The 25,828-nt window shown below is 71.7% G+C and carries 21 protein-coding genes and 2 pseudogenes; 11 read left to right on the top strand and 12 right to left on the bottom strand.

Features of this window, described 5'->3' with window-relative positions:
• The first annotated feature begins 192 nt into the window (after positions 1 to 192).
• The 3 genes and pseudogenes from BLV72_RS44850 to BLV72_RS44845 all read left to right on the top strand — a co-directional run bounded on the left by BLV72_RS44850 (position 193) and on the right by BLV72_RS44845 (position 4,096).
• Positions 193 to 1,127: pseudogene (locus tag BLV72_RS44850) on the top strand (TauD/TfdA dioxygenase family protein).
• A gap of 195 nt (positions 1,128 to 1,322) precedes the next feature.
• Entirely contained in the window at positions 1,323 to 2,210 is an 888-nt protein-coding gene (locus BLV72_RS50845) for an AfsR/SARP family transcriptional regulator (RefSeq protein ID WP_244321330.1), read from the top strand.
• Positions 2,159 to 4,096, top strand: a complete 1,938-nt coding sequence (locus BLV72_RS44845) for a tetratricopeptide repeat protein (RefSeq protein WP_244321329.1) — start codon at positions 2,159 to 2,161, stop codon at positions 4,094 to 4,096. Before BLV72_RS50845 ends, BLV72_RS44845 begins: the two co-directional genes overlap by 52 nt.
• A 100-nt stretch (positions 4,097 to 4,196) precedes the next feature.
• Here BLV72_RS44845 and BLV72_RS44840 read toward each other — a convergent pair whose 3' ends face one another.
• The 3 genes from BLV72_RS44840 to BLV72_RS44830 form a co-directional block, all read right to left on the bottom strand.
• Positions 4,197 to 5,033, bottom strand: coding sequence for an SAM-dependent methyltransferase (locus BLV72_RS44840; RefSeq protein WP_093469688.1), 837 nt, complete (start codon positions 5,031 to 5,033; stop codon positions 4,197 to 4,199).
• Between the two features lie 51 nt (positions 5,034 to 5,084).
• Complete coding sequence (locus BLV72_RS44835) at positions 5,085 to 5,408, bottom strand: hypothetical protein (RefSeq protein ID WP_078638415.1); 324 nt, start codon at positions 5,406 to 5,408, stop codon at positions 5,085 to 5,087.
• 222 nt (positions 5,409 to 5,630) lie between these two features.
• Entirely contained in the window at positions 5,631 to 6,512 is an 882-nt protein-coding gene (locus tag BLV72_RS44830; protein ID WP_093469687.1) for an alpha/beta fold hydrolase, read from the bottom strand.
• 154 nt (positions 6,513 to 6,666) lie between these two features.
• Here BLV72_RS44830 and BLV72_RS44825 point away from each other — a divergent pair, with 154 nt between their 5' ends.
• The 3 genes from BLV72_RS44825 to BLV72_RS51330 all read left to right on the top strand — a co-directional run bounded on the left by BLV72_RS44825 (position 6,667) and on the right by BLV72_RS51330 (position 9,341).
• The gene (locus BLV72_RS44825; RefSeq protein ID WP_093469685.1) at positions 6,667 to 7,617 is read left to right on the top strand and encodes a sensor histidine kinase; all 951 of its coding nucleotides are present in this window, start codon (positions 6,667 to 6,669) and stop codon (positions 7,615 to 7,617) included.
• Positions 7,618 to 7,872: 255 nt separating this feature from the next.
• A complete protein-coding gene (locus BLV72_RS49130; RefSeq protein ID WP_208905948.1) occupies positions 7,873 to 8,808 on the top strand; it encodes a lyase family protein in 936 nt (311 codons plus the stop codon).
• A complete protein-coding gene (locus BLV72_RS51330; protein WP_208905947.1) occupies positions 8,808 to 9,341 on the top strand; it encodes a lyase family protein in 534 nt (177 codons plus the stop codon). Before BLV72_RS49130 ends, BLV72_RS51330 begins: the two co-directional genes overlap by 1 nt.
• A 2-nt stretch (positions 9,342 to 9,343) precedes the next feature.
• Here BLV72_RS51330 and BLV72_RS44815 read toward each other — a convergent pair whose 3' ends face one another.
• The 3 genes and pseudogenes from BLV72_RS44815 to BLV72_RS44805 all read right to left on the bottom strand — a co-directional run bounded on the left by BLV72_RS44815 (position 9,344) and on the right by BLV72_RS44805 (position 11,852).
• Positions 9,344 to 10,075, bottom strand: a complete 732-nt coding sequence (locus tag BLV72_RS44815) for a polysaccharide deacetylase family protein (protein ID WP_093469684.1) — start codon at positions 10,073 to 10,075, stop codon at positions 9,344 to 9,346.
• On the bottom strand, positions 10,072 to 11,028 hold the full coding sequence (locus BLV72_RS44810; protein ID WP_167746537.1) for a DMT family transporter: 957 nt from the start codon (positions 11,026 to 11,028) through the stop codon (positions 10,072 to 10,074). Before BLV72_RS44810 ends, BLV72_RS44815 begins: the two co-directional genes overlap by 4 nt.
• A gap of 6 nt (positions 11,029 to 11,034) precedes the next feature.
• Positions 11,035 to 11,852, bottom strand: a pseudogene (locus BLV72_RS44805) (SDR family NAD(P)-dependent oxidoreductase).
• Between the two features lie 135 nt (positions 11,853 to 11,987).
• Here BLV72_RS44805 and BLV72_RS44800 point away from each other — a divergent pair.
• Positions 11,988 to 13,100 carry an MGDG synthase family glycosyltransferase gene (locus BLV72_RS44800; RefSeq protein WP_093469682.1) on the top strand — a complete coding sequence of 371 codons (1,113 nt, stop codon included), beginning with the start codon at positions 11,988 to 11,990 and terminating at the stop codon, positions 13,098 to 13,100.
• Between the two features lie 56 nt (positions 13,101 to 13,156).
• Here the strand turns inward: BLV72_RS44800 and BLV72_RS44795 are convergent, their stop codons facing one another.
• Genes BLV72_RS44795 through BLV72_RS44785 form a run of 3 tightly spaced genes read right to left on the bottom strand, consistent with a single transcriptional unit; the run spans position 13,157 to position 15,915 of the window.
• Positions 13,157 to 14,188 (bottom strand): ABC transporter substrate-binding protein, encoded by a 1,032-nt coding sequence (locus tag BLV72_RS44795; protein ID WP_093469681.1) that lies wholly within the window; start codon positions 14,186 to 14,188, stop codon positions 13,157 to 13,159.
• Between the two features lie 49 nt (positions 14,189 to 14,237).
• On the bottom strand, positions 14,238 to 15,110 hold the full coding sequence (locus BLV72_RS44790) for an ABC transporter permease (protein ID WP_059148245.1): 873 nt from the start codon (positions 15,108 to 15,110) through the stop codon (positions 14,238 to 14,240).
• Positions 15,103 to 15,915 carry an ABC transporter ATP-binding protein gene (locus BLV72_RS44785; protein WP_093469679.1) on the bottom strand — a complete coding sequence of 271 codons (813 nt, stop codon included), beginning with the start codon at positions 15,913 to 15,915 and terminating at the stop codon, positions 15,103 to 15,105. Before BLV72_RS44785 ends, BLV72_RS44790 begins: the two co-directional genes overlap by 8 nt.
• Positions 15,916 to 16,156: 241 nt before the next feature.
• Here BLV72_RS44785 and BLV72_RS44780 point away from each other — a divergent pair, with 241 nt between their 5' ends.
• Both BLV72_RS44780 and BLV72_RS44775 read left to right on the top strand, forming a co-directional pair.
• Entirely contained in the window at positions 16,157 to 17,845 is a 1,689-nt protein-coding gene (locus tag BLV72_RS44780) for an ATP-binding protein (protein ID WP_093469678.1), read from the top strand.
• Positions 17,842 to 18,534: a response regulator gene (locus BLV72_RS44775; RefSeq protein WP_093469677.1), complete on the top strand. Its 693-nt coding sequence runs from the start codon at positions 17,842 to 17,844 to the stop codon at positions 18,532 to 18,534. Before BLV72_RS44780 ends, BLV72_RS44775 begins: the two co-directional genes overlap by 4 nt.
• An 8-nt stretch (positions 18,535 to 18,542) precedes the next feature.
• On the opposite strand, the gene BLV72_RS44770 is transcribed toward BLV72_RS44775, so the two are convergent.
• On the bottom strand, positions 18,543 to 19,361 hold the full coding sequence (locus BLV72_RS44770) for a prephenate dehydrogenase (protein ID WP_093469675.1): 819 nt from the start codon (positions 19,359 to 19,361) through the stop codon (positions 18,543 to 18,545).
• A 297-nt stretch (positions 19,362 to 19,658) separates the two neighbouring features.
• On the opposite strand from BLV72_RS44770, the gene BLV72_RS44765 reads away from it, so the two are divergent.
• Both BLV72_RS44765 and BLV72_RS44760 read left to right on the top strand, forming a co-directional pair.
• Positions 19,659 to 20,627, top strand: coding sequence for a D-2-hydroxyacid dehydrogenase family protein (locus BLV72_RS44765; protein WP_093469674.1), 969 nt, complete (start codon positions 19,659 to 19,661; stop codon positions 20,625 to 20,627).
• 286 nt (positions 20,628 to 20,913) lie between these two features.
• Complete coding sequence (locus BLV72_RS44760) at positions 20,914 to 21,963, top strand: hypothetical protein (protein WP_244321328.1); 1,050 nt, start codon at positions 20,914 to 20,916, stop codon at positions 21,961 to 21,963.
• A 73-nt stretch (positions 21,964 to 22,036) separates the two neighbouring features.
• On the opposite strand, the gene BLV72_RS44755 is transcribed toward BLV72_RS44760, so the two are convergent.
• Together BLV72_RS44755 and BLV72_RS44750 are read right to left on the bottom strand one after the other, a co-directional pair.
• Positions 22,037 to 24,055: a spermine/spermidine synthase domain-containing protein gene (locus BLV72_RS44755; protein ID WP_244321327.1), complete on the bottom strand. Its 2,019-nt coding sequence runs from the start codon at positions 24,053 to 24,055 to the stop codon at positions 22,037 to 22,039.
• A 561-nt stretch (positions 24,056 to 24,616) separates the two neighbouring features.
• Positions 24,617 to 25,789 carry a sialidase family protein gene (locus tag BLV72_RS44750; RefSeq protein WP_093469671.1) on the bottom strand — a complete coding sequence of 391 codons (1,173 nt, stop codon included), beginning with the start codon at positions 25,787 to 25,789 and terminating at the stop codon, positions 24,617 to 24,619.
• Positions 25,790 to 25,828 lie beyond the last annotated feature (39 nt).

Here is a 25,828-nt window from a genome sequence, read left to right as displayed (position 1 = left end):
CGCCCCCGCGCCCCCGAGGCCACGCCGGTCATTCCTCTGACGATCGCCGGTCATTTCCCTGCCGATCCGGACATCGTGACGACTGACGATCCGGACATCGCGACGATCCGGACGACGTTCCCGTGGTCCCCCTCGGCACGAGGGCATCTCCCCCCGCCTGCCCCTGCCCGTCGTCACGTATGAGGAGACGCCATGACCGTCGTCGACACCACACCAGCGACCCTGCGCGAGGCCCCCATCCCGCCGGACGGGATGTACGAGGGCCGGCGCATCCTGCGACGCGTGCCCGAGGAGTGGGAGGAGCGTCCGTACGAGCGGTTCGAGGTCGCGCCCCTCGGACGCGTCATCGGGGCCGAGATCCGGGGCTGGACCTGTCCCGGCCGCTGGAGTCCGCACTGCGCGAGGAGCTGAACCGGGCCCTGTTGGAGTGGAAGGTGCTCTTCTTCCGCGGCCAGCACCTCACTCCCGAGCGACAGCGCGGATTCGCCCGCCACTGGGGCGAGTTGGAGACCAATCCCCTGCTGGCCGCCGGTACCAGCGAGGATGTCGTCCGCTTCGACAAGGGTTCCGGCGCCACGCCGACCTTCGAGAACATCTGGCACACCGACGTCACCTTCCGCACCCGGCCCGCGCTCGGCGCCGTACTGCAGTTGCGCGAGGTGCCGCCGGTGGGCGGGGACACCCTGTGGGCGGACATGGCGGCGGCGTACGACAACCTCCCGCCGGAGGTGAAGGACCGCATCGACGGCGCCACCGCCGTCCACGACTTCATCCCCGGCTTCTCCCGCTTCTACGGGCCCGAGCGGCTGGCCCCGTTCCAGGAGGTGTTCCCGCCGGTGGAGCACCCGGTCGTGCGCACCCATCCCGAGACCGGCCGGCGGATGCTGTTCGTCAACACCTCCTTCACCACCCGGATCACCGGGATGGAGCGGGAGGAGAGCGACCGGCTGCTGAGCTTCCTGTGCCGGCAGGCCCATGTCCCGGAGTACCAGGTGCGATTCCACTGGCAGCCGGGCGACATCGCGTTCTGGGACAACCGCGCCACGCAGCACTACGCGGTCAACGACTACGCCCCGCATCGCAGGGTCGCCGAACGCGTCGCCATCGAGGGCGACCAACCGTTCTGACCCTGGCCGACGCGACCGGCCGTGCTGACCGCGGCCGCCCCGCGGTGGCCCCTGAGGCGACGATTTTCGGTCATCCGCGCAGCCCGTACCCGGCGCGGACTCGCTCCGGGCGGATGAAACGATGCCCGGCAGGGGCCACATCGGAGGTATAACCGTTGCGGAGTGGTCAGTTGGCGAGCCGAGGGAAGGCGACGGGTGCGATACCGGGTCCTGGGGGCGCTTGAGCTGCGCGACGGCGACGGGTGGACTTCCCTGGGGCCGGCCAAGTGGCGGACGCTGCTCGCGGTGCTGCTGTGCCACGCCAACCAGACCGTCTCCACCGAGCGGCTCCTGGACGAGCTCTGGGGCGAGGACCGGGCGCCCCAGAGCGCCACCAAGCTGCTGCAGACCTATGTCTCCCGGCTCCGCCAGACCCTGGGTGACGAGGCCGGGCAGACCCTGATCACCGAGAAGCAGGGCTACAGGGCGCAGGGCTACCGACTGACGGTGGAGGCCGCCGAGTTCGACGCCCACCGCTTCGAGCAGCTGGTCGAGGAGGGGCGGCGGAGCCTCGACCGGGAGGCGCCCGAGACCGCGGCGGAGCGGCTGCGCGAGGCGCTGGCGATGTGGCGCGGCGCCCCGTTCGCCGATGTGCCCCCGACCCCGGCGGTGGCGACGGAGGCCACCCGGCTCGAGGAGTGCCGGCTGCAGGCCGTGGACGCCCGGATCGACGCGGACCTGCGGTGCGGGCGGCATACGGCCGTCCTGGGCGAGCTGGAGGCGCTGACCGCCGAGCATCCGTTCCGTGAGGAGCTGCGCGGCCGGCTGATGCTGGCCCTGTACCGGTCCGGTCGGCAGGCCGACGCCCTGGCCGCCTACCGCGATCTGCACCGGCTGCTCAGCGAGGAGCTCGGGGTCGAGCCGACCCCTCCGCTGCGCGGCCTCCACGAGCGGATCCTCAACGCCGACGCCTCCCTGATGGCGCCGCCCGCCCCGGAGACGGACCGCCCCGCGCCCGCCGCTCCCCGCAAGGCCCCCGGGGCCCCCGCCAATTGCCGCCCGCCAGCCCCACGTTCACCGGCCGCCATGGCGAGGTCGCGGTGATCCAGGCGCTGATGGACGCGGCCGGGGACCCCGAGGCGGGCGAGAGCGGGCGGTCCGTGATGCTCGCGGCCATCGACGGCACCGGCGGGGTCGGCAAGTCGGCCCTGGCCATTCACGCCGCGCACCGGCTCGCCGACCGCTTCCCCGACGGCCAGCTCTATGTGGATCTGTACGGGGCGACCGCCGGGCAGTCGGCCCTGGATCCCGGCGAGGTGCTCGGCCGGTTCCTGCGCGCCCTCGGCGTGGACGGCTCGAGCGTGCCGGGCGACACCGACGAGGCGTCCGCGCAGTTCCGTTCGCTGGCGGCGGGCCGGCGGCTGCTGGTGATCCTCGACAACGCCGCGAGTGTGGACCAGGTGCGGCCGCTGATCCCCGCCGGGCCGGGCTGCGCCGCGCTGGTCACCAGCCGGGAGATGCTGACCACCCTGGAGGGCGCCACCCATCTGCATCTGGATGTGCTCCCCCAGGACCAGGCGGTGGCGCTGCTGGAGCGGGTCGTCGGCGCGGAGCGGGTGCGGGCCGAGCCCGCGGAAGCGGCGGAGATCACCCGGCTGTGCGGCGGACTGCCGCTGGCGCTGCGAATCGCCGGTGCCCGGCTGGCCGCCCGCCCCGCCTGGCCGCTGCACACCCTCGTGGCCAAGCTGACCGACGCCCGCGGCCGGCTGGACGAGCTGCGGTTCGGGGATCTGGCCGTCCGTATCAGCTTCCAGGTGAGCTACGAGGCGTTCCGGCTCGGCCGGCGCTCCGACGACCTGGACGCGGTCCGCGCCTTCCGGCTGCTCAGCGTGGTGCACGGGCACGATGTGAGCCTGCCGGTGGCCGCCGCGCTGCTGGACCTGCCCGCCGACCGCACCGAGAACGCGCTGGAGCGGCTGGTCGACGCCCAACTCCTGGAGAGCCGGGACTCCGTCCGCTACCACATGCACGATCTGCTGCGGCTGTTCGCGTCGGAGCAGGCGGAGCAGGAGGAGCCCGAGGCGGAGCGCTCGGCGGCGCTGGAGCGGGCGCTGTCCCGCTATGCGGCCACCGCCCAGCAGGCGGTCACCCTGCTCGACCCGCTCCGCCCCTGGCCCCGGCATCCCGGCGAGGGCCCGGCGGTCCCGCTGACCGGCCAGGACGAGGCCGAGAGCTGGCTGAAGACCGAGCTCCCCAATCTGCTGGCCGCCGTCGCCCACGCGGCCGAGCCCGCCCAGCCGGAGGCGATCGCCCGCCTCGGGCTGCGGCTGGCGCGGGCGCTCCAGTGGTTCCTCTTTCCCCGGGCCCACGCCCAGGATCTGCAGACGGTCAACGAGCTGGCCGTCGCGACCGCCCGCCGCCTGGGCGACCCGGAGAGCGAGGCATGGGCGCTGGACGGCCTCTCCGCCGCGTACTGGCTGCAGCACAGCTATGACGAGGTGCGGGTCGCGCTGGAGTCGGCGCTGGAGATCTGGCGCGAACTGGGTCACCGGGAGGGCGAGTTGCGCTCGGCCTGTAATCTCGCGGACGCGCTGTGCGAACTGGGCCTGTTCGAGGAGGCCATCACGGTGCAGGAGCGGCAGCTGGCCCTCGCCCGGGAGGCCGGGGATCTGCCGGCCGAGGTGATCGGCCTGGGCAACCTCGGCCGCGCCCACCGGGGCATGGGCCGTCCCGAGGACGCCCTGACCTGTTTCAAGGAGAGCCTGGAGTACGCCCGCCGCACGGGCAACATCCACCATGAGGGCTTCGCCCTCTACGAGATCGGGATCACCTATATGGAACAGGGCAGGTTCGTCGAGGGCCGGTCCCATATGGACCAGGCCCTGCCCGTGTGGCAGCGCCCCGGCACCTACGAGAGCTGGCGCGGGCACACCTGGAGCGGGCTCTTCCCCGCCTGTATGACCCTGCAGATCGGCCCCGGCCCGCGCTGAACCCGGACCGCGCCGAAAGGTCGGCCCCGGCCCGCGCTGAGGCAGGGTCCGGGACGGGCGTCGGCACCGGGGTACGACGTCGTACACCGCGGGGGCGGGGTTACGGCTTGCGGGCCACCCCGCCGTAGGCCCACACCCGGCTCGGGTCGGACTCGGCGCCGATGCCCGGGCGCCAGGAGGGCAGTTGCACCAGGCCGGGGGCGAGCAGGTCGAGGCCGGTGAAGAGTTCCATGATCCCGGCACGGTCGCGGGCGACCAGTCTGACGGGGTCCCCGAAGCTGATGATCTCCCATTCCCGGTCGGTGTCGAGGGTGAAATCACCGGTGGCGTGGGAGAGGACCAGACAGCTGCCCGGTGCGGCCCAGTCCATGAGCCGGCGGACGATGCCGACGGGGTTCTCCAGGTCCTCGATGTAGTCGAGGACAAGCGTCAGCAGGATGGCGACCGGCTGCGCGGGGTCGAGCAGCCGCCGCAGCTCCTCATGGGCCAGGAGGTCGTCGGGCGAGCGGACGTCGGCCCTGACCATGGTGGTGCCGGAGACGGAGAGACGGGCCTGGCCGTGGCTGGCCACGATGGGGTCGTTGTCGGCGTAGACCACACGGGCCCGGGGATTCACGCCCTGGGCTATCTCGTGCACATTCGGATTCGCCGGCAATCCCGCGCCGATATCCAGGAATTGGCTGATTCCACTGGCGGCGAGATGACGGACGGCGCGGTGCAGGAATCTCCGATTGGAGAGCGCGGTATCACGGACTTCGGGTGCGACTCCGAGGAATCGCTGGGCCTGTTCGTAATCGGCGAGGTAATTGTCCTTACCGCCGACCAGGTAGTTGTAGACCCTGGCCGGATTCGCCTCGCTGACCGCGAGACGGCCGTGGTCGGCCGGCCGCCACGCCCTTGTCCTGAGGAGCCCTATCCCGGGTCCGCTGCTCTTCATCGTGATTCCTTACCCATAGCACTGCCTCGCCTCACCGCGGACGGTCCCGGATCACTGCGGATGCGGAGCCGCGCCCGGACGCCAGGTGACCGTCTTGCTGGGCCCCGGTTCGGCCCAGGCGACCGGGTCCCGCGCCCATAGGTGGAAGGGCAGTCCGACATCGGCGGACACCCGGCTGAGCTGCCCCCAGGAGTACGCCCCGGAATGGGTCGCGGTGGCCTGGAGTGCCGCTTCCAGACAGGTGCGAGCGGTGTGTTCGGCCCGGCAGGTGCCGCTCGGGCCGGACCCCTCCACCCCGCCGCAGAGCTGGAAGGTGCTCCAGGCGTAGAGGGGTTCGTCCTCGGTGCGAGGCTGATGCTGCTGGTCGACGTTCACAGGCCCTCTCCAGACGCGTCCCTACCGGGCGGCTGTAGCGATGCGCCCAGCATGGAAGAGGGCGGACCAGCGGCGGTATACCGGCGGTAAAGCGACGGCCGCGGCGGCTCGACCGGGTCCGCCCCGGTCGAGAGCCCCGCCGCGGCCGTGCCGCGTTCCGACATGGAAAAGGCCCTGGTCACACGCGATGTGGCAGCAAGGCGTGAGCCCAGGGCCGCCTGGTCACCCGGCGAGCCAGGCCAGGACCTCCCGGTTGATCCGCTCGGGCGCCTCCAGGTGGAGGAAGTGCCCGGTGTCCTCGACCAGTTCCATGCGCGAACCCGCCGGGAGGTGGTCCTCGGCCCCCTTGACGACATCGGCGCCGACGCAGCCGTCGTCGGTGCCGTGCAGATAGAGGATGGGGGTCTCCCCGGTGGCCGTGACGGCCTCCTGCTCGGCCGCGTACGCCGCCACATGGCGCGACGGGTCGAACAGGGCCCGGTAGTAGCCGATCGCGGCGGCGAGGTGGGCCGGGTCCCGCAGGCTCTCCTTGACGTGCGCGATGTCCTCGGCGGCGTCCTGGTAGCCGGGCGACCAGTCGCGCCACAGGCCGTCGATCAGGGCCATGTCGTGCGCCGCCGCACCGGCCTCGGCCAGCGGCGTCTGGAACAGGAAGATGTAGAAGGAGCGTTTGAACTGGCCGTAGTCATAGTTGAAGAAGTCGGCCAGCACCCCGCCCAGCGGGGGCACCGACATCGTGACCGCGCGCCGCCAGCGCTCGGGGGCGCTGCCGGTGGCGCCGTACGCCGCGATGGCGCCCCAGTCGTGGCCGATGAGCACGGCGTCACCGTCGCCGCCGAACGCCTCGTGGAGCGCGTTGGCGTCGGCGGCGATCGCACCCGCCTGGTAGGCGCCGTCGGCCGGTATGCCGGAGGGTGCGTAGCCCCTCAGAAAGGGCGCGACGGCGTGGTAGCCCGCGCCCGCGAGCGCGGGAAGCAGATGACGCCAGGAGTGCGCGGTGTCCGGGAAGCCGTGCAAGCAGAGCGCCAATGGGGCGTCGGCCGGGCCCGCTTCGAAATACCCGAAATCAAGTCCATTTGCGTTGATGTTCTTCAGCTCTGTCACGCCCGAGGATGCTAATGCACCGTCAGGATGCCGTCCATGTATGGCCGGAACGGGCTGCGCGCCGGGCCGGAGAAGTGGCAGACTGCGCTATACCGTCCGGAAATTCGATGACGCACCTGAAGTGTTTTCACCGGCCGAGCCCCAGGGAGGCCCGATGACCAGCCCGAGCAGCCCCGTCGCGGACCACCGCGATGCCATGATGCATCGCGGATTCCTCTATCGCGACGAGGACGAAGTCGTCGACATCTGCGTCCCCTTCCTCCGCGAGGGCCTGGAGGCGGACGACGCCGTGGCCGTCGTCGCCGCCTCCTCCAACATCGACGCGCTGCGGGACGCGCTCGGGCAGGACGCCAAGGCGGTGCAGTTCGAGGAGGCGCTCAGCTGGTACCAGCACCCGGTCAAGACCATCGCCGCCTACGACTCCTTCGTGAAGGCCGAGAAGCCGCGCCGGGTCCGGGTGATCGCCGAACCGGTGTGGCAGGGCCGCACCCCGCTCGAGGTGGTGGAGTGGGCGCGCTACGAGTCGATCGTCAACGCGGCCTTCGCCCACTCCGGCGCCCGCGCTATCTGCTGTTACGACCGGCGCCTGCTGCACCCCGAGATCCTCGCCTACGCGCGCCAGACCCACCCCGAGATCATCGACGGCCATGGGCCGGAGCGCAGCGACGCCTACACCGACCCCGGCCCGTTCAGCGCCACCTGCGACCGGCGTCCCCTGCCGCCCGCCCCGCGCATAGCCGAGTCGGTGTCGATCGTCTCGACCGATCTGGACGCCGTGCGCACCTTCGTCGCCGAGCGGGCGAGCCGGCACGGCATGGGCCATGACGCGCTGCGCAACATGGTCGCGGCCGTGAGCGAGGTGTCCACCACCGCGATCCGGCACGGCGAGGCCCCGGCGCGGCTGAGTACCTGGGTCCACGACGGCGATCTGGTCTGCGAGATCTCCGGGCCCGGCCACTGGTACCCGGACGCGCTGTGGGGGTTCACCCCGCCGGCCGACGCCGAGCCCGGATTCGGGCTGTGGGGCGTACGCATGCTGTGCGACGTCGTACAGATGCAGGCCGACGCGGACGGCACCCTCATCCGGCTGCGCACCCGCATCTGACGTCGCGTCGCCCACGGATGTGCGCGGCCGGGCCGCGGGGCGGATGGGAAGCTCGCCCTCCCGGCTTCCCACCCGCTTCCACCTCCGCGCCCGTCCCCGTCCCCCGCGCCACGGCGCCTGACCTGGCAGGTGCCCGCGGCCACTCCGGTGCCGGATGCGGCCGGGGCGGTGCGGAGCGACACTGGCGGGGAGTGCAACAGCGGTGATGCGGAGTGTGCGTATGGATGGGCTGCCATCCGTCTGGGAGAGCACGCGATGAATACGCCCCACAGGCGCCGGGGCGCCCGAGGCACCCCCAGGGTGCGGGACCTCCCCACCCGCATCGACGCCACCGGCACCCGGCGTGAGACGGACGCGCTGGGGACCGTGGAGGTCCCCGCCGACCGCTACTGGGGCGCCCGGACCCAGCGTGCCCTGGTCCACTTCGCGATCGGTGACGACCGTATGCCCAAGGCGGTCTATCACGCCTATGGCTACGTCAAGAAGGCCGCCGCGCTGGTCAACGGCCGGGAGGGGCGGCTGGCGGGGTGGCAGGCAGATCTGATCGCGCATGTGGCCGACGAGGTGATCTCCGGTGCGCTGGACGACCACTTCCCGCTGTATGTGTGGCAGGCCGGCTCCGGCGCCCAGACCAATATGAACGTCAACGAGGTCATCAGCAATCGCGCGATCCAACTGGTCGGGGGCGTCCTCGGCAGCAAGGACCCGGTGCACCCCGACGACCACGTCAATCTGGGCCAGTCCTCCCACGACACCTTTCCCACGGCCATGCACATCGCCGCCGTGCGCATCCTGCACGACCCGCTGCTGCCGCAGGTCAGCCTGCTCCAGGAGGCCATCGCCGCCAAGTCCCGCGCCTGGTACGACGTCGTCAAGACCGGCCGCACCCATCTTCAGGACGCGGTCCCCCTCTCGGTGGGCCAGGAGTGGTCCGGCTACGCCGCCCAGCTCTCCGACGCGCTGGAGCGGCTGCGCGCCACCCTGCCGGATCTGTATCAGGTTGCCATCGGCGGTACCGAGGTCGGCACCGGGCTGGGCGCCCCCGAGGGGTTCGGACCGGCCGTGGCCCGGGAGATCGCCGGGGCCACCGGCCATCCGTTCAAGGTGGCGTCCAACTCCTTCGCGGCCCAGAGCGGTGTGGACACCATGGTGGCCGCCTCCGCCGGGCTGCGGGGCCTCGCCGTCCCCTGATGAAGATCGCCGACGATCTCCGCTGGCTCGCCTCCGGCCCTCGCGGCGGGATCGGGGAGCTCACCCTGCCCGCCAACGAGCCCGGCAGCTCCATCATGCCCGGCAAGGTCAACCCGACCCAGTGCGAGGCCATGATGATGGTGTGCACCCAGGTGCTCGCCGACGACAGCGCCGTCGCACACGCCGGCACCCGGGGCAACTTCCAGCTCAACGCGGCCCGGCCGCTGGTCATCAGCGATTTTCTGCACTCCGCCCGCATCCTCGCCGACGCCTGCGAGAAGCTGCGCGAGTACTGCGTCGAGGGCATCGAGCTGAACCGCGAGCGGATCGACGAGCATCTCGCCCGCTCGCTGATGCTGGTCACCGCGCTGTCCCCGGAGATCGGCCACGACAAGGCCGGCGAGATCGCCCACAAGGCCGCCGCCGAGCGGACGACCCTGCGCGAGGCGGCCATCGCCAGCGGCCATATCAGCGCCGAGGACTTCGACCGCATCGTGGACCCCCGGAAGATGGCCCGCCTGCGCGACGGCTGACCTCATCGGCGTATCCCGTGCTCGGCCAGCGGCCCCACCTCCAGACCCGCGGCCCGGCACTCCGCCACCACCACGGGCAGCGCGGCCAGCGTGGCGCGCCAGCAGCCCGTGGCCGCGGCGCGGTCGGTGTCGTGCAGCAGAACGGTGGCGCCGCCGCACAGATCGCGCCGTACGGCGGCGCACACCGACCGCGCGGTGGCGTCCGCGGACCAGTCGCGCCCCCAGACCGACCAGAGGACGGGGGTGAGCCCGGCCTGTGCCGCCGCCAGCCAGCGGCCGCCGGTGAGGATGCCGTACGGCGGCCGGTACCACAGCGGTACCTCGCCGGTGGCCAGCCGTATCGCGCGGGCGGCACGGGCGACCTCCGTGACGTCCCGGGACACCGTGGGCAGCCAGGGGCGGCTGTGGGTCCAGCCGTGGACGGCCAGCTCATGGCCCCGGCGGACGATCTCCAGCGTGGTGTGCGGGAAGCGCGTCACCCCGTCCCCCAGGACGAAGAAGGTGGCCCGGACGCCCAGCTCGTCCAGCACCCGGAGAAAGCGCGGTGTGGTGCGCGGATCGGGTCCGTCGTCGAAGGTGAGCGCCACATGGTCGGACCGTCCGCGGCCCGCCAGGGCGGGGAAGAGGGCGCGGCGGGGCCCGGCCAGCCAGGTGCCGGCCGGGGCGATATGCGCGGCCGCCGCCAGCAGCGCCGCGTTGCGCACCAGGACACCCGAGCGGTGGCGCGCGCTCATGGTGTGCCCTCGCCGCCGTCCGGGTGCCTCGGCCGTCCGGGGAGCGGTGTCCCGGACTGCCGCGGCGGCTCGGGGACGGCCTGGTCCCAGCCGCCGCACATGGCGGGCGAGCGGGTCAGCCCCACGATGCCGGCCGCCATCAGCAGGATGCCGGCCACCTCGGGCACGATGCGCAGCCCCAGCTCGACGCGCTCGCCGAACAGCACCCAGCCCAGCGCGATGCTGACCAGCGCGTCGCCGAGGGTGAGCGCGGGCTGCGAGGCGGCCAGGGTGCCCGCGCGCAGGGTGCTCTGCAGCAGCAGGAAGCTCAGCAGCCCGACGGCGCACACCGCGTACAGCGGCCAGTCGGTGAACACCGCCGCCACCCCACCGGAGAACCGCCCGGTCAACTCCTTGATCAGCGCCGCCGTACAGGCGAAACAGGCGGCGGTGGCACTTCCGAGGGCGACGGCGCGCGGGGGCCCGCGCAGCGCATGGGCCCCCGCGATCAGGGCGCACACGGCGACGGCCACCACCACGCCCACGGGCAGCCACTCGCCGTTCTGTGCCGTGGTCTCGCCATGCGAGGGATCGGCCGCCACCAGGAAGAGCGCGAGCCCGGCGGCGAGCATCACGAACGACAGCCAGGTCCGGCCGTCCGGGCGGTGGCGGAAGACCAGACTGCCGACCACCAGGGTGAACAGCAGCTCGCTGACCAGCAGCGGCTGGACCACGGAGAGCCGGCCGACCGCCAGCGCGCCCACCTGCGCCGCCGCCGACACCATCATCGCGGCCAGCCCGGCCAGCCAGTACCGGCGGCGCAGCAGACGCGCCAGCCGCAACAGGTTCCGCTTCGGACCCGGGGCGCCCCGCTCCTCCCGGACCTGGTCCATCGCGGCCCGCCGCTGCAGTACCGAGGCCATGCCGTTGCCCAGGGCGGACAGCAGGGCCAGCAACACCGCCACGACGCTCACCGGGGGTCACCCGAAGCGTGAGGCCAACCGGTGATACAGACCGGGGGCCACCGCGCGGGCCACCGCGGGCAGCCGCATCCAGGCCGGTACATACACCTCGTCCCGCCCACGCTCCACGGCGTCCCAGACCGCCTCGGCGACCCGCTCGGGCGGCAGCGGACGGGGCAGCCGACGGGCGTACGGGGCGCCGCGCCGGGCGAAGAACGGGGTGTCCACCACACCGGGGACCACATGGGTGACACGCACCCCGGCCCGGCTCAGCTCGTAGCGCAGGGCGTCGGCGAAGACGCCGAGCGCCGCCTTGGCCGCGGAGTACACCGCCTCGCCGCGTACCCCGACGGTCCCGGCCACCGAGCCGATCAGCACGATGTGTCCCCGCCGCTCGGCCTCCATCCGGGGACGACCATGCGCACCAGGCGCATCGCGGCGAGCAGATCGACGCGGACCACCTGGTCGATGGTGGCGGGCGGCATGGTGGCGAAGGGGCCGGCCCAGCCCACGCCCGCCCCCGCGACCAGCAGATCCACCCGTCCGGCGGCACGGAGGGCGTCCTGGACGAGCGCCTCCGGGCCCTCCGGCGCGGCCAGGTCGACGGGGAAGGCGAGGGCCGATGTCCTGGCGGCCACGCGGTCGAGCCGTTCCCGGTGGCGGCCGCTGACCAGCAGCCGCCAGCCGCCCTCGGCCGCGATGCGGTCGGCGATGGCGGCGCCGATGCCCGAGGAGGCACCGGTCACCAGCGCGACCCTGGTCCCGGTGGGGTCGGCGTACCCGGTGTCCCGCACGTGGCCGCGATCGAGCGGTGCGTCCGGGAGGGGGCGGATCATGGCATCTCCCTGTCTCGCCGCCGACCGGCCGCTGGCCCTGGGTCACCGGCCGTCGAGCGCGCGGTTTGACGGCGTGCGGAGCGGATACCTCCAGTGAGCCATGAGGAGCCGCGCCTCGCACCATCGGAGGTGGTCATGCACCAGCCGTCGGCACGTTTTCTCGTTGTGAGCGCCGGGATGGGGGCCGGACACGACGCGGTCGCCGCCGAGCTGGTACGCAGGCTGGAGGAGCTGGGCCAGGGGGCCGGCCGGGTGGATGTGCTGGAGTTGCTGCCGCATCGGATCGGGGCGGGGCTGCGTTCGTTCTATCGGACGACCATCCGGCGTGCCCCGGTGGTGTACGAGGGCATCTACCGGGCGTTCTTCCGCCCCGGCAGGGGCCCCCGGCCGGGGAGTGCCCCGCTGGCGGCGCTCGCCGAGGACCGGCTGCTGGCCCTGGTGGAGCGGGAGCGGCCGGACGTGGTCGTGCCGGTGTTCCATCTGGCCGCGCAGCTGACCGGCAGACTCCGGGCGCGCGGGGCCCTGGAGGTGCCCAGCGCGGTCGTGGTGACCGATTTCGCGGTGCACCGCCAGTGGCTGCACCCGGGCAACGATCTGCATCTGTGTGTCACCCCGGAGGCCGCGGACACGGTGCGCCGGGCGCTCGGCCGTCCTGCCGTGGCCACCGGACCCGTCGTGGCGCCGCGCTTCTTCGCACCGGCGCCGGGGGCGGCCCGGTGGCGGCGGCACTTGAGTGCGCTCGCGCCCGGGAGGCCGCCGGTGCTGCTGTCCGTGGGGGCGTGGGGCGCCGGGACACGGGTGGTGGACACGGCGCGGCTGGTGTCCGGGGCGGGGTATCTGCCGGTGGTGCTGTTCGGCCGGGACGAACGGCTGCGCGCCGAGCTGTCGCGCCGGCCGGATGTGGCGGCCTTCGGCTGGGAGCGGGACATGCCCGGTCTGCTGGCCGCCGTACGGGCCGTGGTGGACAACGCGGCCGGTCAGACCGCGCTGGAGGCGCTGGCCACCGGGGTGCCCGTGATCGGCTACCGCCCCATCCCGGGCCATGGCCGCGAGGGCGTCCGGCGGATGGCCGCGCTGGGGCTCTCGGACCATGCGCGGGACTCGTGGGAGCTGGTGCGGCTGCTCGACGCGCTCACCGAGCCCTCCGCGTGGCGGGAACGCCGTATCGCGGCGGGCCGCCGGCTGTTCGCCGACGACGCCGCCGTCCGGCTGACCGGGGCGGTCGCGCGGACGGCGGCGTCGGGCTGAGCCGGTCGAGGGCTGGGCCACTCGAAGGACCCCACCGGGTTTCGGCCCCCGGGGCTTTAGCCCGCCTTCTTGACGAACTCGGTGGTGTAGGTCTTCTTCAGGTCCACCGTGGCGTTCTTCAGGTTGGGGTTGAACGCCTTGAGGACGCGCTCGACCGTCGCCGGGCCGTCCGCCGGCATCACCCCGTCCTTGGTGAACATCGGCAGGGTGCTCTTGATGGCCTCCACGTAGAGCTTCGCACCGCCCTGCGCGTAGTCGCTCGGCATCTTGGCGGCGATGTCCTCGGCCGAGTGGGTGGACATCCACTTCAGGGTCTTCACGAAGGCGTTGGCCAGCTTCTGCACCGTGTCCTTGTGGCCGTTCACCCAGTCGGCGTTCATGTACAGCGAGGAGGAGGGGTACAGACCGCCGAGCGCCTGCTTGGATCCCTCGGGTGTACGCATGTCGATCAGGACCTTGCCGATCTTCTGGTCCACGATCTGGGCGACCGTGGGATCGGTCGTCATACCGCCCTGGATGGACCCCTGCTTGAGGGCCGAGATGAAGGTCTGGCCCGCGCCGACCGCCACCGGGGTGAACTCGCTGGTCTTCACTCCGCTGTCGACCGCGAGGTACTTGGTCAGGAAGTCCGTGGAGGAGCCCAGCCCGGTGACACCGAGCTTCTTGCCCTTGAAGTCCTTGGGGGATGCCACCTCCCCCGCCGCCTTGTTGGACACCACCTCGACCTCGCCGGGGGCCTGGGCGAGCTGGACGACGGACTCCACCTGCTTGCCCTTGACCTGCAGATCGAGGGTGTGGTCGTAGAAGCCGACGACACCCTGGACATCGCCCGCGACCAGCGAGGTGGTGGCCTGCACCCCGGCGGGCTCGGTGAGCAGCTGGACCTTGAGGCCCTCCGCCTTGAAGTAGCCGAGCCGCTGGGTGAGCATCGCGGGCATGTAGATGACCTTGTCCAGGCCACCCACCATGATCTTGACGTTGCCGTTCTCGCCGCCGGAGGCGCTGGAGTCACCGCCGCAGGCGGTGAGGGTGGTCAGAGCGAGCGCCGCGGCGACCGCGGCGGCGGAGAACTTGGCACTGCTGCGCATGGGTCACGTCCTTGTGAGCGGTGATGAGCTGGGAGGAAGTAGGTGGGGCTCAGCGGTCTTCGCCGGGCTGGGCGGGCTTCCAGCGGAAGAGCCGCTTCTCCAGGAAGGTGAGCAGCCCCTCGGCGAGCAGGGCCACCACGGCGAGGATCACCATGGCGGCGTACACACCGGCGGCGTTGAAGGTGCCCTGCGAGGAGGACACCAGCAGGCCGAGCCCCTTGGTGGCGCCGATGTACTCGCCGACGATGGCGCCGATGAGGGCGAAGCCGAAGCTGACATGGAGGCTGGTGAAGATCCACGAGGTGGCGGAGGGAATCACCACCTGGAGGGTGACCTGGCGGTTGCTCGCGCCGAGGATCCGGGAGTTGGCCACCAGGTTGCGGTCGACCTCCCGGGCTCCCTGGAAGGCGTTGAAGAAGACGGGGAAGAAGACCAGGACGACGGCCGAGGCGACCTTCGAGGCCGGGCCGAGGCCGAACCAGATCAGGAAGATGGGCGCGAGGACGATGCGCGGCAGCGCGTTGAGCACCTTGATGTACGGGCCGAGCACATCGGCGAGGAAGGCCACCCGGCCGAACGCGATCCCCAGGACCACACCGGCCACCACGCCGATGCCCCAGCCCAGGAGCGCCTCGTAGAGCGTGTACCAGATCTGCTCCCACAGCGAGCCCTGCGCGGTGCCGTGCAGCGCCCACTGCTCGAGCTGGTCCCAGATCTTGGAGGGCATCGAGAAGTTGAACGGGTCGATGACGGCGGCACGGGCCAGCCATTCCCACAGCCCGATGACACCGAGGAGCACCAGGGCGCGGCTGGTCTGGACGAGGATCGCGCGGTTGCGGGCGGCGCGTGCCCGGGCCTTGGTGCGCGTACCGGGTGTCTTGTCGAGGGCGGGGGCGGCCGTGGCGGAGATGGTCTCAGGCATCGACGGCACCCCTCTCACGGGTGATGCGGACCTCTTCGCCGAGCGAGGACCAGATCTCCCGGTAGATCTCCACGAACCGCGGCTCCAGCCGCACCGACTCGACCTTGCGGGGCCGGGGCAGATCGATCTCGAAGACCTCCTTGACGGTGGCCGGTCCGGCCGTCATCACGACGACCTTGTCGGCCAGCGCGATGGACTCCTCCAGGTCGTGGGTGACGAAGACGACGCACGCGCCCGTCCCCGCCCACAGCTCCAGCAGTTCGTCCGACATCAGCGCACGGGTCTGCACATCGAGCGCCGAGAACGGCTCGTCCATGAGCAGGATCTCGGGGTCGTTGACGAAGGTCGCCGCGAGCGCCACGCGCTTGCGCTGACCGCCCGACAGCTGATGCGGATAGCGGTCCTCGAAGGAGGAGAGGCCGACCCGGGCCAACCACTCACGGGCCCGCTCCTTCGCCTCCGGCTTGGGCACACCGCGAAACCGCGGGCCGGCCATCACGTTCGACAGCACGCTGCGCCAGGGGAACACCGCGTCCTGCTGGAAGACGAAGCCGACGTTGGAGGCGATGCCGCGGACCGGCTCACCGGCCACCAGCACCTCGCCCTCGGTGGGCTCCTCCAACCCGCTGACCAGCGTCAGTGTCGTGGACTTTCCGCAACCGGTGGGCCCGACGACGGCGACGAACTCACCGTGCCCGACGGTCAGGTCCAGATCCTTGACCGCGGTGTGGAGGGCCCCGGACGGTGTCCGGAACGCCTTGCTCGTTCCCCGCAGCTCGATGGCGGGGCTGGTGTGGCTGCTCATGGCCGGGAGGCTAGAAGTGACCCGGGCCACAGCGGCAGTCTTCTGGTCACAACCCGTCGTTGCGCTCACAAACCGCGTTCTGCTCGTTTTGCTCGCGCCCTGGCAACGAAAACGCCACGGAGACTGGGCATACGCCCCGGGCACCCTTACGGTGCGTTCACAGCACCATAAACGGACGAAGTACTACCGCTCGCACATGGCACCACACGGGATGAGCGAGACGGGAGACAGGGGGCCCATCATGCGCATCCGATGGCCCCGGCGTGTCTCCGGCCAGGTGCTCGCGGCGCAGCTGTCCATCACCGCCGGGGTGATGGTGCTGGCGACCGCGCTCTTCCTGGCCCCGCTCAGCTCCGAGATCGACAACCAGGCGATGCACCAGGCGCTCGCCATCGCCCAGACCACCGCGGCCGATCCGGACATCGCGCGGGACCTCGCCGCCACCGAGCCCACCCCCTCGGGTCCGGTGCAGCGGGCGGCCGAACGGATCCGCCGGGCCACCGGGGCGCTGTACATCGTGGTGATGGACTCCCGTGGTGTGCGCTGGTCGCACACCACCACGGCCCGGATCGGCGAACACGTCTCCACCGATCCGGGCGAGGCGCTCTCGGGCCGGGAGGTGCTGCAGATCGACGTGGGCACCCTCGGCCGCTCGGCCCGCGCCAAGGTGCCGCTGCGCTCGAGGGACGGACGGATCGTCGGGGCGGTGTCGGTGGGCATCGGCTACGGCAGTGTGCGCGACCAGTTGCTGGCGGCGGTGCCCCGGCTGCTGCTGTACGCGGGGGCGGCGCTCGGGGTGGGTGTCCTGGCGGCGATCGCCGTCTCGCGCCAACTGCGCCGCCGTACGCACGGTGTCGCGTTCGCCGACATCTCGGCGCTGCTGGACGAGCGGGAGGCGATGCTGCACGGCATCCGCGAAGGCGTGGTGGCCTTCGACCGGCACGGCCGGATCCGCCTGATCAACGACGAGGCCGGGCGGCTGCTCGGGATCCGCCCGGACGCCACCGGCCGCACCCTGGAGGAGTCACTGCCACCGGGCCGTACCACCGATGTGCTGGCGGGGCGGGTGGACGGGGCGGACCTGCTGACGGTCAGCGGCACCCGGGTGCTGGTGGCCAACCGCATGCCGACCGAGGACGGCGGAGCGGTGGCGACCCTGCGCGACCGCACCGAGCTGGAGTTGCTGGGCCGCGAGCTGGACAGCACCCGCGGGCTGCTGGACGCGCTGCGCGCCCAGGACCACGAACACGCCAACCGGCTGCACACCCTGCTGGGGCTGCTGGAGCTGGGACTGCACGAGCGGGCGGCACAGTTCGTGGCCGAGCTCACCAACGCCCGGCGTGCCTCGGCCGAGCAGATCTCCGAACGGGTGCCCGATCCGCTGCTGTCGGCGCTGCTGGTCGGCAAGTCGGCCATCGTGGCCGAGCGCGGAGTGGCCCTGCGCATCTCGCCCGCGACCCTGCTGCCCGGGCGGGTGGTCGATCCGCGCGATCTGGTGACCGTGCTCGGCAACCTCATCGACAACGCGCTGGACGCGGTGGCCGCACACCCCTCCCCCACCCCGTTCATCGAGGTCGAGTTGAGGGCCGAGGGCACCACCGCCGTGCTGCGGGTGAGCGACACCGGCCCGGGGGTGCCACCGGGGATGCGCGAACAGATCTTCACCGAGGGCTGGTCCACCAAACGGCCCTCCCGCACCGGATCCCCGGACGCCGGGCCCGGGGCACACGAGGGGCCCGCCACGGTGTCGCCGCGCGGCCGGGGCATCGGACTGGCCCTGGTACGGCGGCTGGCCGAGCGATACGGAGGCATGGCCCGGGTCACCGCCCGGGCGGGTGGCGGGGCGGTGTTCACCGTCGTCCTGCCCGAGGCCCTCACCGGGGACGACACACCCACTCATGAGTTCACCGCAGCAGGAGAGTCACGATGATTGACGTTCTTGTCGTGGACGACGACTTCCACGTCGCCGAGATCAACGCCGCGTATGTGGCCCAGGTGCCGGGCTACCGGGTCACCGCCCGCGCCCATACCGCCGCCCAGGCGCTCGCGACCCTCGAACGCACCCCGGTCGACCTCGTCCTGCTCGACCACTATCTGCCGGACGAGACCGGGCTGACCCTGGTGCGGCGGATGCGCCAGCTCGGCCACCACGCCGACGTCATCATGGTGACGGCCGCGTGTGATGTGGCCACCGTCCAGGCCGCCATGCGCCATGGCGCACTTCAGTACCTGGTCAAGCCGTTCAGCTTCGCCGGGCTACGGGCCAAGCTGGACGGCTACGCGGGGCTGCGCCGCACCCTTGAGGGCGTCGGCGGGCACGGCGAGACCGGCCAGGAGAGGGTGGACCGGATCTTCGGCGCCTTCGCAGCCGCCGACACGTCCGGCCCCGCCCTCCCCAAAGGCCACTCCGCGCCCACCGTCGACCTCATACGGCGGGTCCTGGACCAGGCCGACCAGCCGCTCTCCGCCCACGAAGTGGCGGAGCGCACCGGTATCAGCCGCTCCACGGCCCAGCGCTATCTGAAGTACCTCGAACATGCGGGCCGCATCAGCCTCACCCTCAAGTACGGGGACACCGGCCGCCCCGAACACCGCTACACATGGGTGGCGGTGAACTGACGGCACCCTCAGCCGGTGGCCGAGGCCTCGTACAGGCCACGGCCGGAACGCTGGGCCCGGTCCGAGGAGCGCAGCCGCTCGAGGGTGTTGCGCACCGAGTTCACATTGGTGCGGGTCTCGTCGCGGCCCAGGGCGTCGTTGACCTCGGAGGCCCGCATGGGACGGCCGGCCTTGCGCAGCGCGGCCAGCACGCTGTCGGCGAGCCCCGTGGAGCGCTCGGAGGTGGTGGCCGTCTCCTTGGTGGCCTTCTCCGCGGGCTTCTCGGCGGCCTTGGTGGCCTTGGCGGGCTTCGCGGTGGCCTTGGTGGTGGCCTTGCTAGTGGCCTTCACCGTGGCCTTGGTGGCCTTGGGAGCCTTCGCCGCGGCCTTCGCGGTGGTCTTCTTGGCGGCGGCGGTCTTCTTGCCCGCCGTCTTGGTGGCCCGCCCGGTAGCCGGCGCCTTGGCCGCCTTGCCCCTGCTGCGCTGACGGCCGATGGCCGCCTTGCGCGTGGCGGCGGAGGTACGGCCGGTGGAGCCCGTGTCCCCGGCGGTCTCCGGCTCGGTCTCGACCGTGGCCTCGGTGGCCGGCTCCGCGGCCGGCTCGGCCGGGGTGGCCTCGGCCACGGGCTTCGCCACCGCCACCGGGGCGCCGTCCACGACCTGCTCCGACACCGTGGCGATGGAGAGCGTCTGCAGGCTGCTCAGGGCGGTGCTGACCGCCTCCAGCCGCTTGGTGACGGCCTCCAAATCACCCTTGAGTGCCTCCTGTTGCTTCTGCAGTTGGGGGAGTTCGGCCTCCAGTACCTCAATGGTCGAACCCACACTGCTGTCCGCGCTCAACGCGTTCACTTCACTTCGTCCCCTTTCTGGGCGTCTGCGCCCATCGCAGCTGTGATTATGCCTGCTGTTCAGACGGTGCGGTGCCCTGTGTGCCACTACACAAAACAACCACACGTGTCTCAGCACCCCTTGAGAAGCCAACTTTCGGTGAAAACACACGCCTGTCACACCGCGATCGCACGGCCGATGTCATCCGGAAGGGTGGCGCCGCAAACGCGGTGACGACGTGTCAGGCCCCTGTTTTCGGGGTGGCTTCACACGGGTGGTAGAAACACCGTACCCGTCCGAGGAAACAGAGGTAGTCCCATGAAGCTGCGCTGCGCCGTGCTCGACGACTATCAGGACGTGGCGCTGTCGGCGGCCGATTGGTCCGGTGTGCTCGACGCGGTGGAGGTGGTGCCGGTCCATGAACACATCGCCGGTGAGGACGCGGTGGCCGAGGCGATCGGGGACTGCGAGATCGTGGTCATCATGCGGGAGCGCACGCCCTTTCCCGCCTCGCTGTTCGCCCGGCTGCCACGGCTGAAGCTGCTGGTGACCACGGGGATGCGCAACGCGTCGGTCGACCTGGAGGCCGCCGCCCGCCACGGCGTCACCGTGTGCGGCACCGGCGGCGGCTCGGAACCGACCACCGAGCTCACCTGGGCGCTGATCCTGGGGCTCGCCCGCCATGTGGTGCCGGAGAACACGGCGCTGCGGGACGGCGGGCCATGGCAGAGCACCGTCGGCACCGATCTGCACGGCCGCCGCCTGGGGTTGCTGGGGCTGGGACGGATCGGCACCCAGGTGGCGCGGGTCGGCCGGGCCTTCGGCATGGAGGTGGCCGCCTGGAGCGAGAACCTCACGGCCGAGCGCGCGGAGGCGGAGGGGGTGCGGCCGGCCGGCTCCAAGGAGGAGTTGCTGGAGACCAGCGACATCGTCTCGGTGCATCTGGTGCTCAGCGACCGCACCCGGGGGCTGCTGGGCACGGCGGAGCTGAGGCGGATGCGTACCACGGCGCTTCTGGTGAACACCTCCCGCGCGGCGATCGTGGACCAGGCGGCGCTCGCGGAGGCGCTGCGGGACGGCTGGATCGCGGGCGCGGGAGTCGATGTGTTCGAACGGGAGCCGCTGCCCCCGGGCGATCGGTTCCGCACCCTGCCGAATCTGCTGGCCACCCCGCACCTCGGCTATGTCACCCGGGGCAACTACGAGCGGTTCTACGGCGATGTGGTGGAGGACATCCGCGCCTATCTGGGCGGGGCGCCGATCCGTCGGCTGAGCCCGCCCGCCTGACCGCCCGGATCGGCTTCCTGCTTCAAGTAAACCCATTCCAGGGCGTGTTGGGTCCATCGGGGGCCCGGCCGCCCTCGTTCGCACCTTCCACACCCAGCAACCGGACGTCTTCCCGGGCTGAAAGCGACGCATGCCCTCCGCCCGGTGGACACTATTCCGTTTCGCCTTCGTCATACCGGACAGGCTGCCTGGCACGGACAACCCATCGGCCCGCACAACAGACCGGTGCCCGGTTCACCGACCCGGCACCGCGGACGGAGGGAACGTGGCTCACAGCACACCCGGAATGCCGGCAACCGACAGGGCATCGACCGGACAGGACGCCCTGCGGCACGGCGACGGCGGCGGATCGGGGACACCGCCACCGACCCGGCGCGGCATGCTCTCGGTGGCCGCGGCGGCCGGGATCGGCCTACTCGCCGGCTGCGGCGAGGAGTCGGCCGGTTCGCCCTCCGGAGCGGGCCCGCGGGGCTCCGGCAAGGCGGAGCGCTCCCCGTCAGCCACTCCATCAAAGAGTTCCCCCTCCCCCACCCCGAAGCCGCGGCCCGAGCTGCCCCGGGGCGGCCGGGAGCTGTCCCGCTACCGCCTGGTGGGCTACTGCGGACTGCCCGGGGCCGCCGCGCTCGGCCGGCTCGGCATCGGGGACCTCGACGACCAGGTGCGCCAGATCGAGAAGACCGCCCGCGCCTACGCGGCGGACCGCGAACCGCAGCCGGTGCTCGAACTCCTCGCGACCGTCGCCAACAGCAGCGCGGGCCCCGACGGCACCTACCGCTCGCGCACCTCCCCCGACACGATCCGCCGCTTCCACGACGCGGCCAAGCGCCATCGCGCCCTGCTGCTGCTGAACATCCAGCCGGGCCGGGCTTCGGTCCTCGGCGAGGTCAAGGCGTTGCGCGAATGGCTGGTCCATCCCGACGTCGGCATAGCCCTGGACCCGGAATGGGAGATGGGTCCGGGCGAGGTGCCGGGGAACACCTACGGCCACACCAGCGGCAAGGAGCTCACCGATGTGGCCCGCTACCTCTCCGGGATCATCGACGAACACGATCTGCCGCAGAAGCCGCTCGTCTTCCACCAGGTGGCCGTGTCCGTCGTCAGCGACCAGTCCGCGCTGCGCCCGCAGCCCGGTGTGGTGGTCATCAAGAGCGCGGACGGCATCGGATCGCCGGGAATGAAGCGGGACACCTGGCGGCAGTTGGTCAGGAACCAGCCCGAGGGAGTGCGCACCGGCTTCAAGCTCTTCTACGAGGAGGACACCGAGGGCAGCCGGCTGATGACCCCGGAAGAGGTGCTGGCCCTGCGGCCACGCCCGGATTACGTCATGTTCGAGTGAGAGCGGCGGCGCGCGCCACCAACGCGGCCGCCCCCGGCCGGAAGGCGGCCGGGGGCGGCGGGGAGAGGGGCGCTCAGGGGCGTGGCGCCGTTTGCACGGTGAGTGGCTCATGGCTGGTGACGTCGCCGGAGCCGCGGCGGGTGAAGCGCATGGCGACACAGGCACCCGCGTACAGCACCGCCACGACCAGCAGCAGCGCCTGATAGCCCGTGAGCAGGGCCAGATACTCCAGGGTGCCGCCGAACAGGGAGCCCAGCAGGTTGGCGCCGAAGGCCGCCGTGGGGTCGGAGGTCGCCGCCAGCCGGTCGGAGAAGATGAGGTTGGCGCAGAAGATGGGGGCGAAGGCCAGCGCGATCGCGGCGGCCAGCCGGGGGGCGAAGGGCAGTCCCAGCACCAGATGGGACGGGATCAGCCAGGCGATGGCGAGGCTGGCGAAGAGCATCAGCTGCAGCACGAGCTGATTGACCCGGCGCAGCCTGCGCCGCACCTCCACCGCGCACAGCACGGCGACCAGCACCCCCGCGAAGACCATGGCGTTGACCAGCCAGGTGGTGCCGAAGTAGAGGGCGAAGCCGATCACGTTCTTGGTCTCCAGCAGCATGAACGCCGCGCCGAGCAGGAACATGTCGACATAGCGGGCGGTGCGCCGCAGCCGGACCCCGGTCAGCCGTACCGACACCAGGGTCACCAGCAGGATCGCTCCCAGGACCCCGATGTAGAGGGTGGGGATGGTGCGGTGCAGCAGATACGGGAACGGATGGTCGTCGCTGGCGGCCGAGGGCACCGGGCCCGAGGGGCGCCAGGCGGAGGCGGTGCAGGACTGGTCGCTGGAGGTGACACCGGCCACCAGGATGGCCGCCTTCTTGCCTCCGTAGTGGGTGATGCAGGGGGCGTGTCCGAAGACGGAGGTGAGCGTGGAGCCGAACCGGTCGATGAGCCAGTTCTGCCGGTAGTAGTTGTACATGGCGAACGCGCCGCCGGGGGCGAGGTGGCGGTGTGCCGCCTCGAATGCCTGCCGGGTGAACAGATAGCTCTCCAGACGCAGGTTGCTGGCGCCCGACACCAGGGTCAGGGAGTCCGGCAGGGCGAGGACGACCAGGTCGTAGCGGGCCTTGGTACGTTCGAGGAAGGCCCGGCCGTCGTTGATGTGCACGTGCACCCGGGGGTTGGCGTAGGGCCGGGCCGGGTGCAGTGACGCACCGATCTCCTGCAGCCGGGGGTCGATCTCCACCGCGTCCACCCGCTGGGCGCCGTTGGCCAGCGCCATCGCCACGTCGTTGCCGTTGCCGGCGCCGATGACCAGCACCCGGCGGTGGGAGTTCCTCGGGGTTTCACGGTAGGGCTGCTCGTACGGGGAGCCGGGGCGTCCGAGCACCTTCAGCGGGGCGATGGACTGATGCGGTACGCCATTGGCGGAGATCTTGTAGTCCCGGCTGCCGGTGGTCGGCCTGGTCACCTCGATCTTGTAGTACGGGGACCAGGAGATGCCGCTGGCCGCCGTCTCCAGCGCCAGGACGGCCACCATCAAGGCGAGCGGGACCGCATACCGGATGCTGTTGCGGAAGCCGCCGAGGGTCAGCAAGGCCACCGCGGCGAGCACGCCCCACACCACCGACGGTGCGCGCAGCCAGGAGAGCAGCGCGAAGGACACCGAACCGGTGAGCGAGCCCAGCAGGTCGTAGCGGTACGCCTCCAGCGAGGGCAGCTGACGGAACTGATCGGCCGTCATCTTCCCGATCGCCATCATGATCAGCGCGGTCAGCCCGAAGAGCACCGGCAGGGTCACCCACTGGGGCAGACCGGTGGTCTTCACGGCGGTGAAGTAGATGACCTCGCCGCTGGTCTGCCGCACCTGCACGGGGAACTCGCGCACCAAGACGACGAGAACGGCGAGCGGGATGGGTGCCCAGCGGGTGAGCCACTGCCCACGCCCGGCGGGCATGAGGAATCCCAGGCCGATCCCGAGGAACGAGCCCAAGAGGATGAAGTTCGAGAAATAGCTCAGATGGACGATATTGGCGCCGGTCCACCGGATCAGCGCGAGCTCGACGAAGAGCATGGTGGCGCTGGCCAGCAGCAGCCTCGCGCGCACGTTTTGCGGTCCTGGGCTGTGCTCCATGTCGGCCACGCTGTCATCCGGGACGGGGCAGGTCGAGCACCCACACGGCCCGTGCCGTCGGCCGGATGGCGGGCGTCCGAGGCATCGGGAAGCGGTCCCGGTCACTTGTCTTCCGTCCGCGCGACGCCTCGCCACCTCGCCACCGCCGAGGCCATCCGCGCAGGTCAGCCGCGTGGCTTGGGCTGCGGTGCACCGGCCGTGCGGTGTGTGGTGGCCATGCCGCGGCACGCGGCACGGGCCCGCTGCCCGGGTCACCGCCGTACGGCATTCGGGTCATGGCCCGGCCGGTGTCCGTCACCTGCCCGGGCCAACGCCGGACGCCCACGCGGAGGAGGCGGAGCCCGAGTGGGTGGTCGTGTCGTACGCGGACCGAGCACACCGCTGCCCGGCGAACGGCTCGGCACACGGACATGCGCCGAGGCCGGTGCCCTGGTGGAGGCGGTCGTCCGCACCACACCGGGCACCGGCCCCGAACGGCCGGACGCGGGTCCGGGGCAGGAAAAACCCCGCTTCGGTCAGCGGACGTTCACCCGGTCAGCTCCCCCCGGTGGCGAAGTAGGGCTTGCACACGGTGCCCACGTAGTCCGTGGCGATCTCCAGCACACGGCTGCCGTCCGCCGAGGGCAGCAGCGCCGAGCTGTAGTTGGGACACCAGTCGACCACCTTGGAGTCCACCCGCACCGGTGCGGGGATCGAACGCCACGCCCCGCTGCCACCGTTGCTGTTGGTCCACACGGTGGCACCGCTGCCGGCGGCGGTGCTGCCGTCGGCGTTGTTCAGCACCTGGCCGATGAGGAACAACTTGCCCCGGGGGTTGCCGGCCTCGGGGGCCCAGGCGAGGTTCGGTGTGTGGGTGAAGTACTTGCCGTCGGCGGTTTCCGGACGGTAGCCGAGGTGCGCCGGGTCGCCCCAGTTCCAGCCGTCCTGCGAGGTCCGGTAGTGGACCACACATGAGTACTGCCCCTGGGCGGCGCAGATCTCGTACGCCATGAAGTACTGGCCGTCGGGCAGCTTGCGCACGATGGGCATACCGGGCCGGTCGGAGGCGAGTTTGCTGGCGACGGTGGCGTGGTGACCCTCCCAGGTGATCCCGTCCGCGCTGCGGGCGGCGATCAGCTTCTGGCTGTGGGCGGGGTCGGTCTCGTCCGAGTAGTGGGCCACCAGGCGCCCACTGGAATCGATGGAGAACTCCGGCTCCCACAGCCCCTTGGTGCTCGGGGCGGTGGCCACGGTGGACAGATAGGACCAGGTGCGCCCCTGGTCATTGCTGCGGAAGACCCGGATGGCCATTCGGCGGTCCGGCTCGTCCTGCCCGATGGAGGCGGACCACAGCAGGGTCCCGGCGGGCATGCCGCCGACGGCCCGCGGCAGTTCGTACAGGGTGGCGCAGCATTCGCCCTGTCCCCCCGACGCCTCGGGGTCGGCCACCTCGCCCACCTGGTGGAAGGTGGCGCCGTCGTCGGTGCTCTCGTAGATGGCGCCTATCCCGTCCGAGCCGCGGAAGGTGACCACCGAAGCGAGGACGCGGCCGTTGGCGGCGCCGTTGTGCGCGAGCCGCAGGGCGCGGGGGTAGAGGCCGGTGCCGTCGCGCAGCAGGGTGCCGGAGGCGGCCGCGGCCGGGGGCGCCTGGACAGCCAGGAGCGAGCCCAGGACGGTCAGGAGGGTCAGCAGAGCGGGCAGGAGGTGTCTTCGGTACGGCGTGGTCATGCACGCTCCTTCAGGAGGAGTGGTGGTGGGGGAAGAGCG

This window comes from Streptomyces melanosporofaciens, assembly GCF_900105695.1.
GTDB lineage: Bacteria > Actinomycetota > Actinomycetes > Streptomycetales > Streptomycetaceae > Streptomyces > Streptomyces antimycoticus.
Note: the sequence above shows the minus strand (reverse complement) of the source record. Positions and strands in the feature narration are given on the sequence as shown.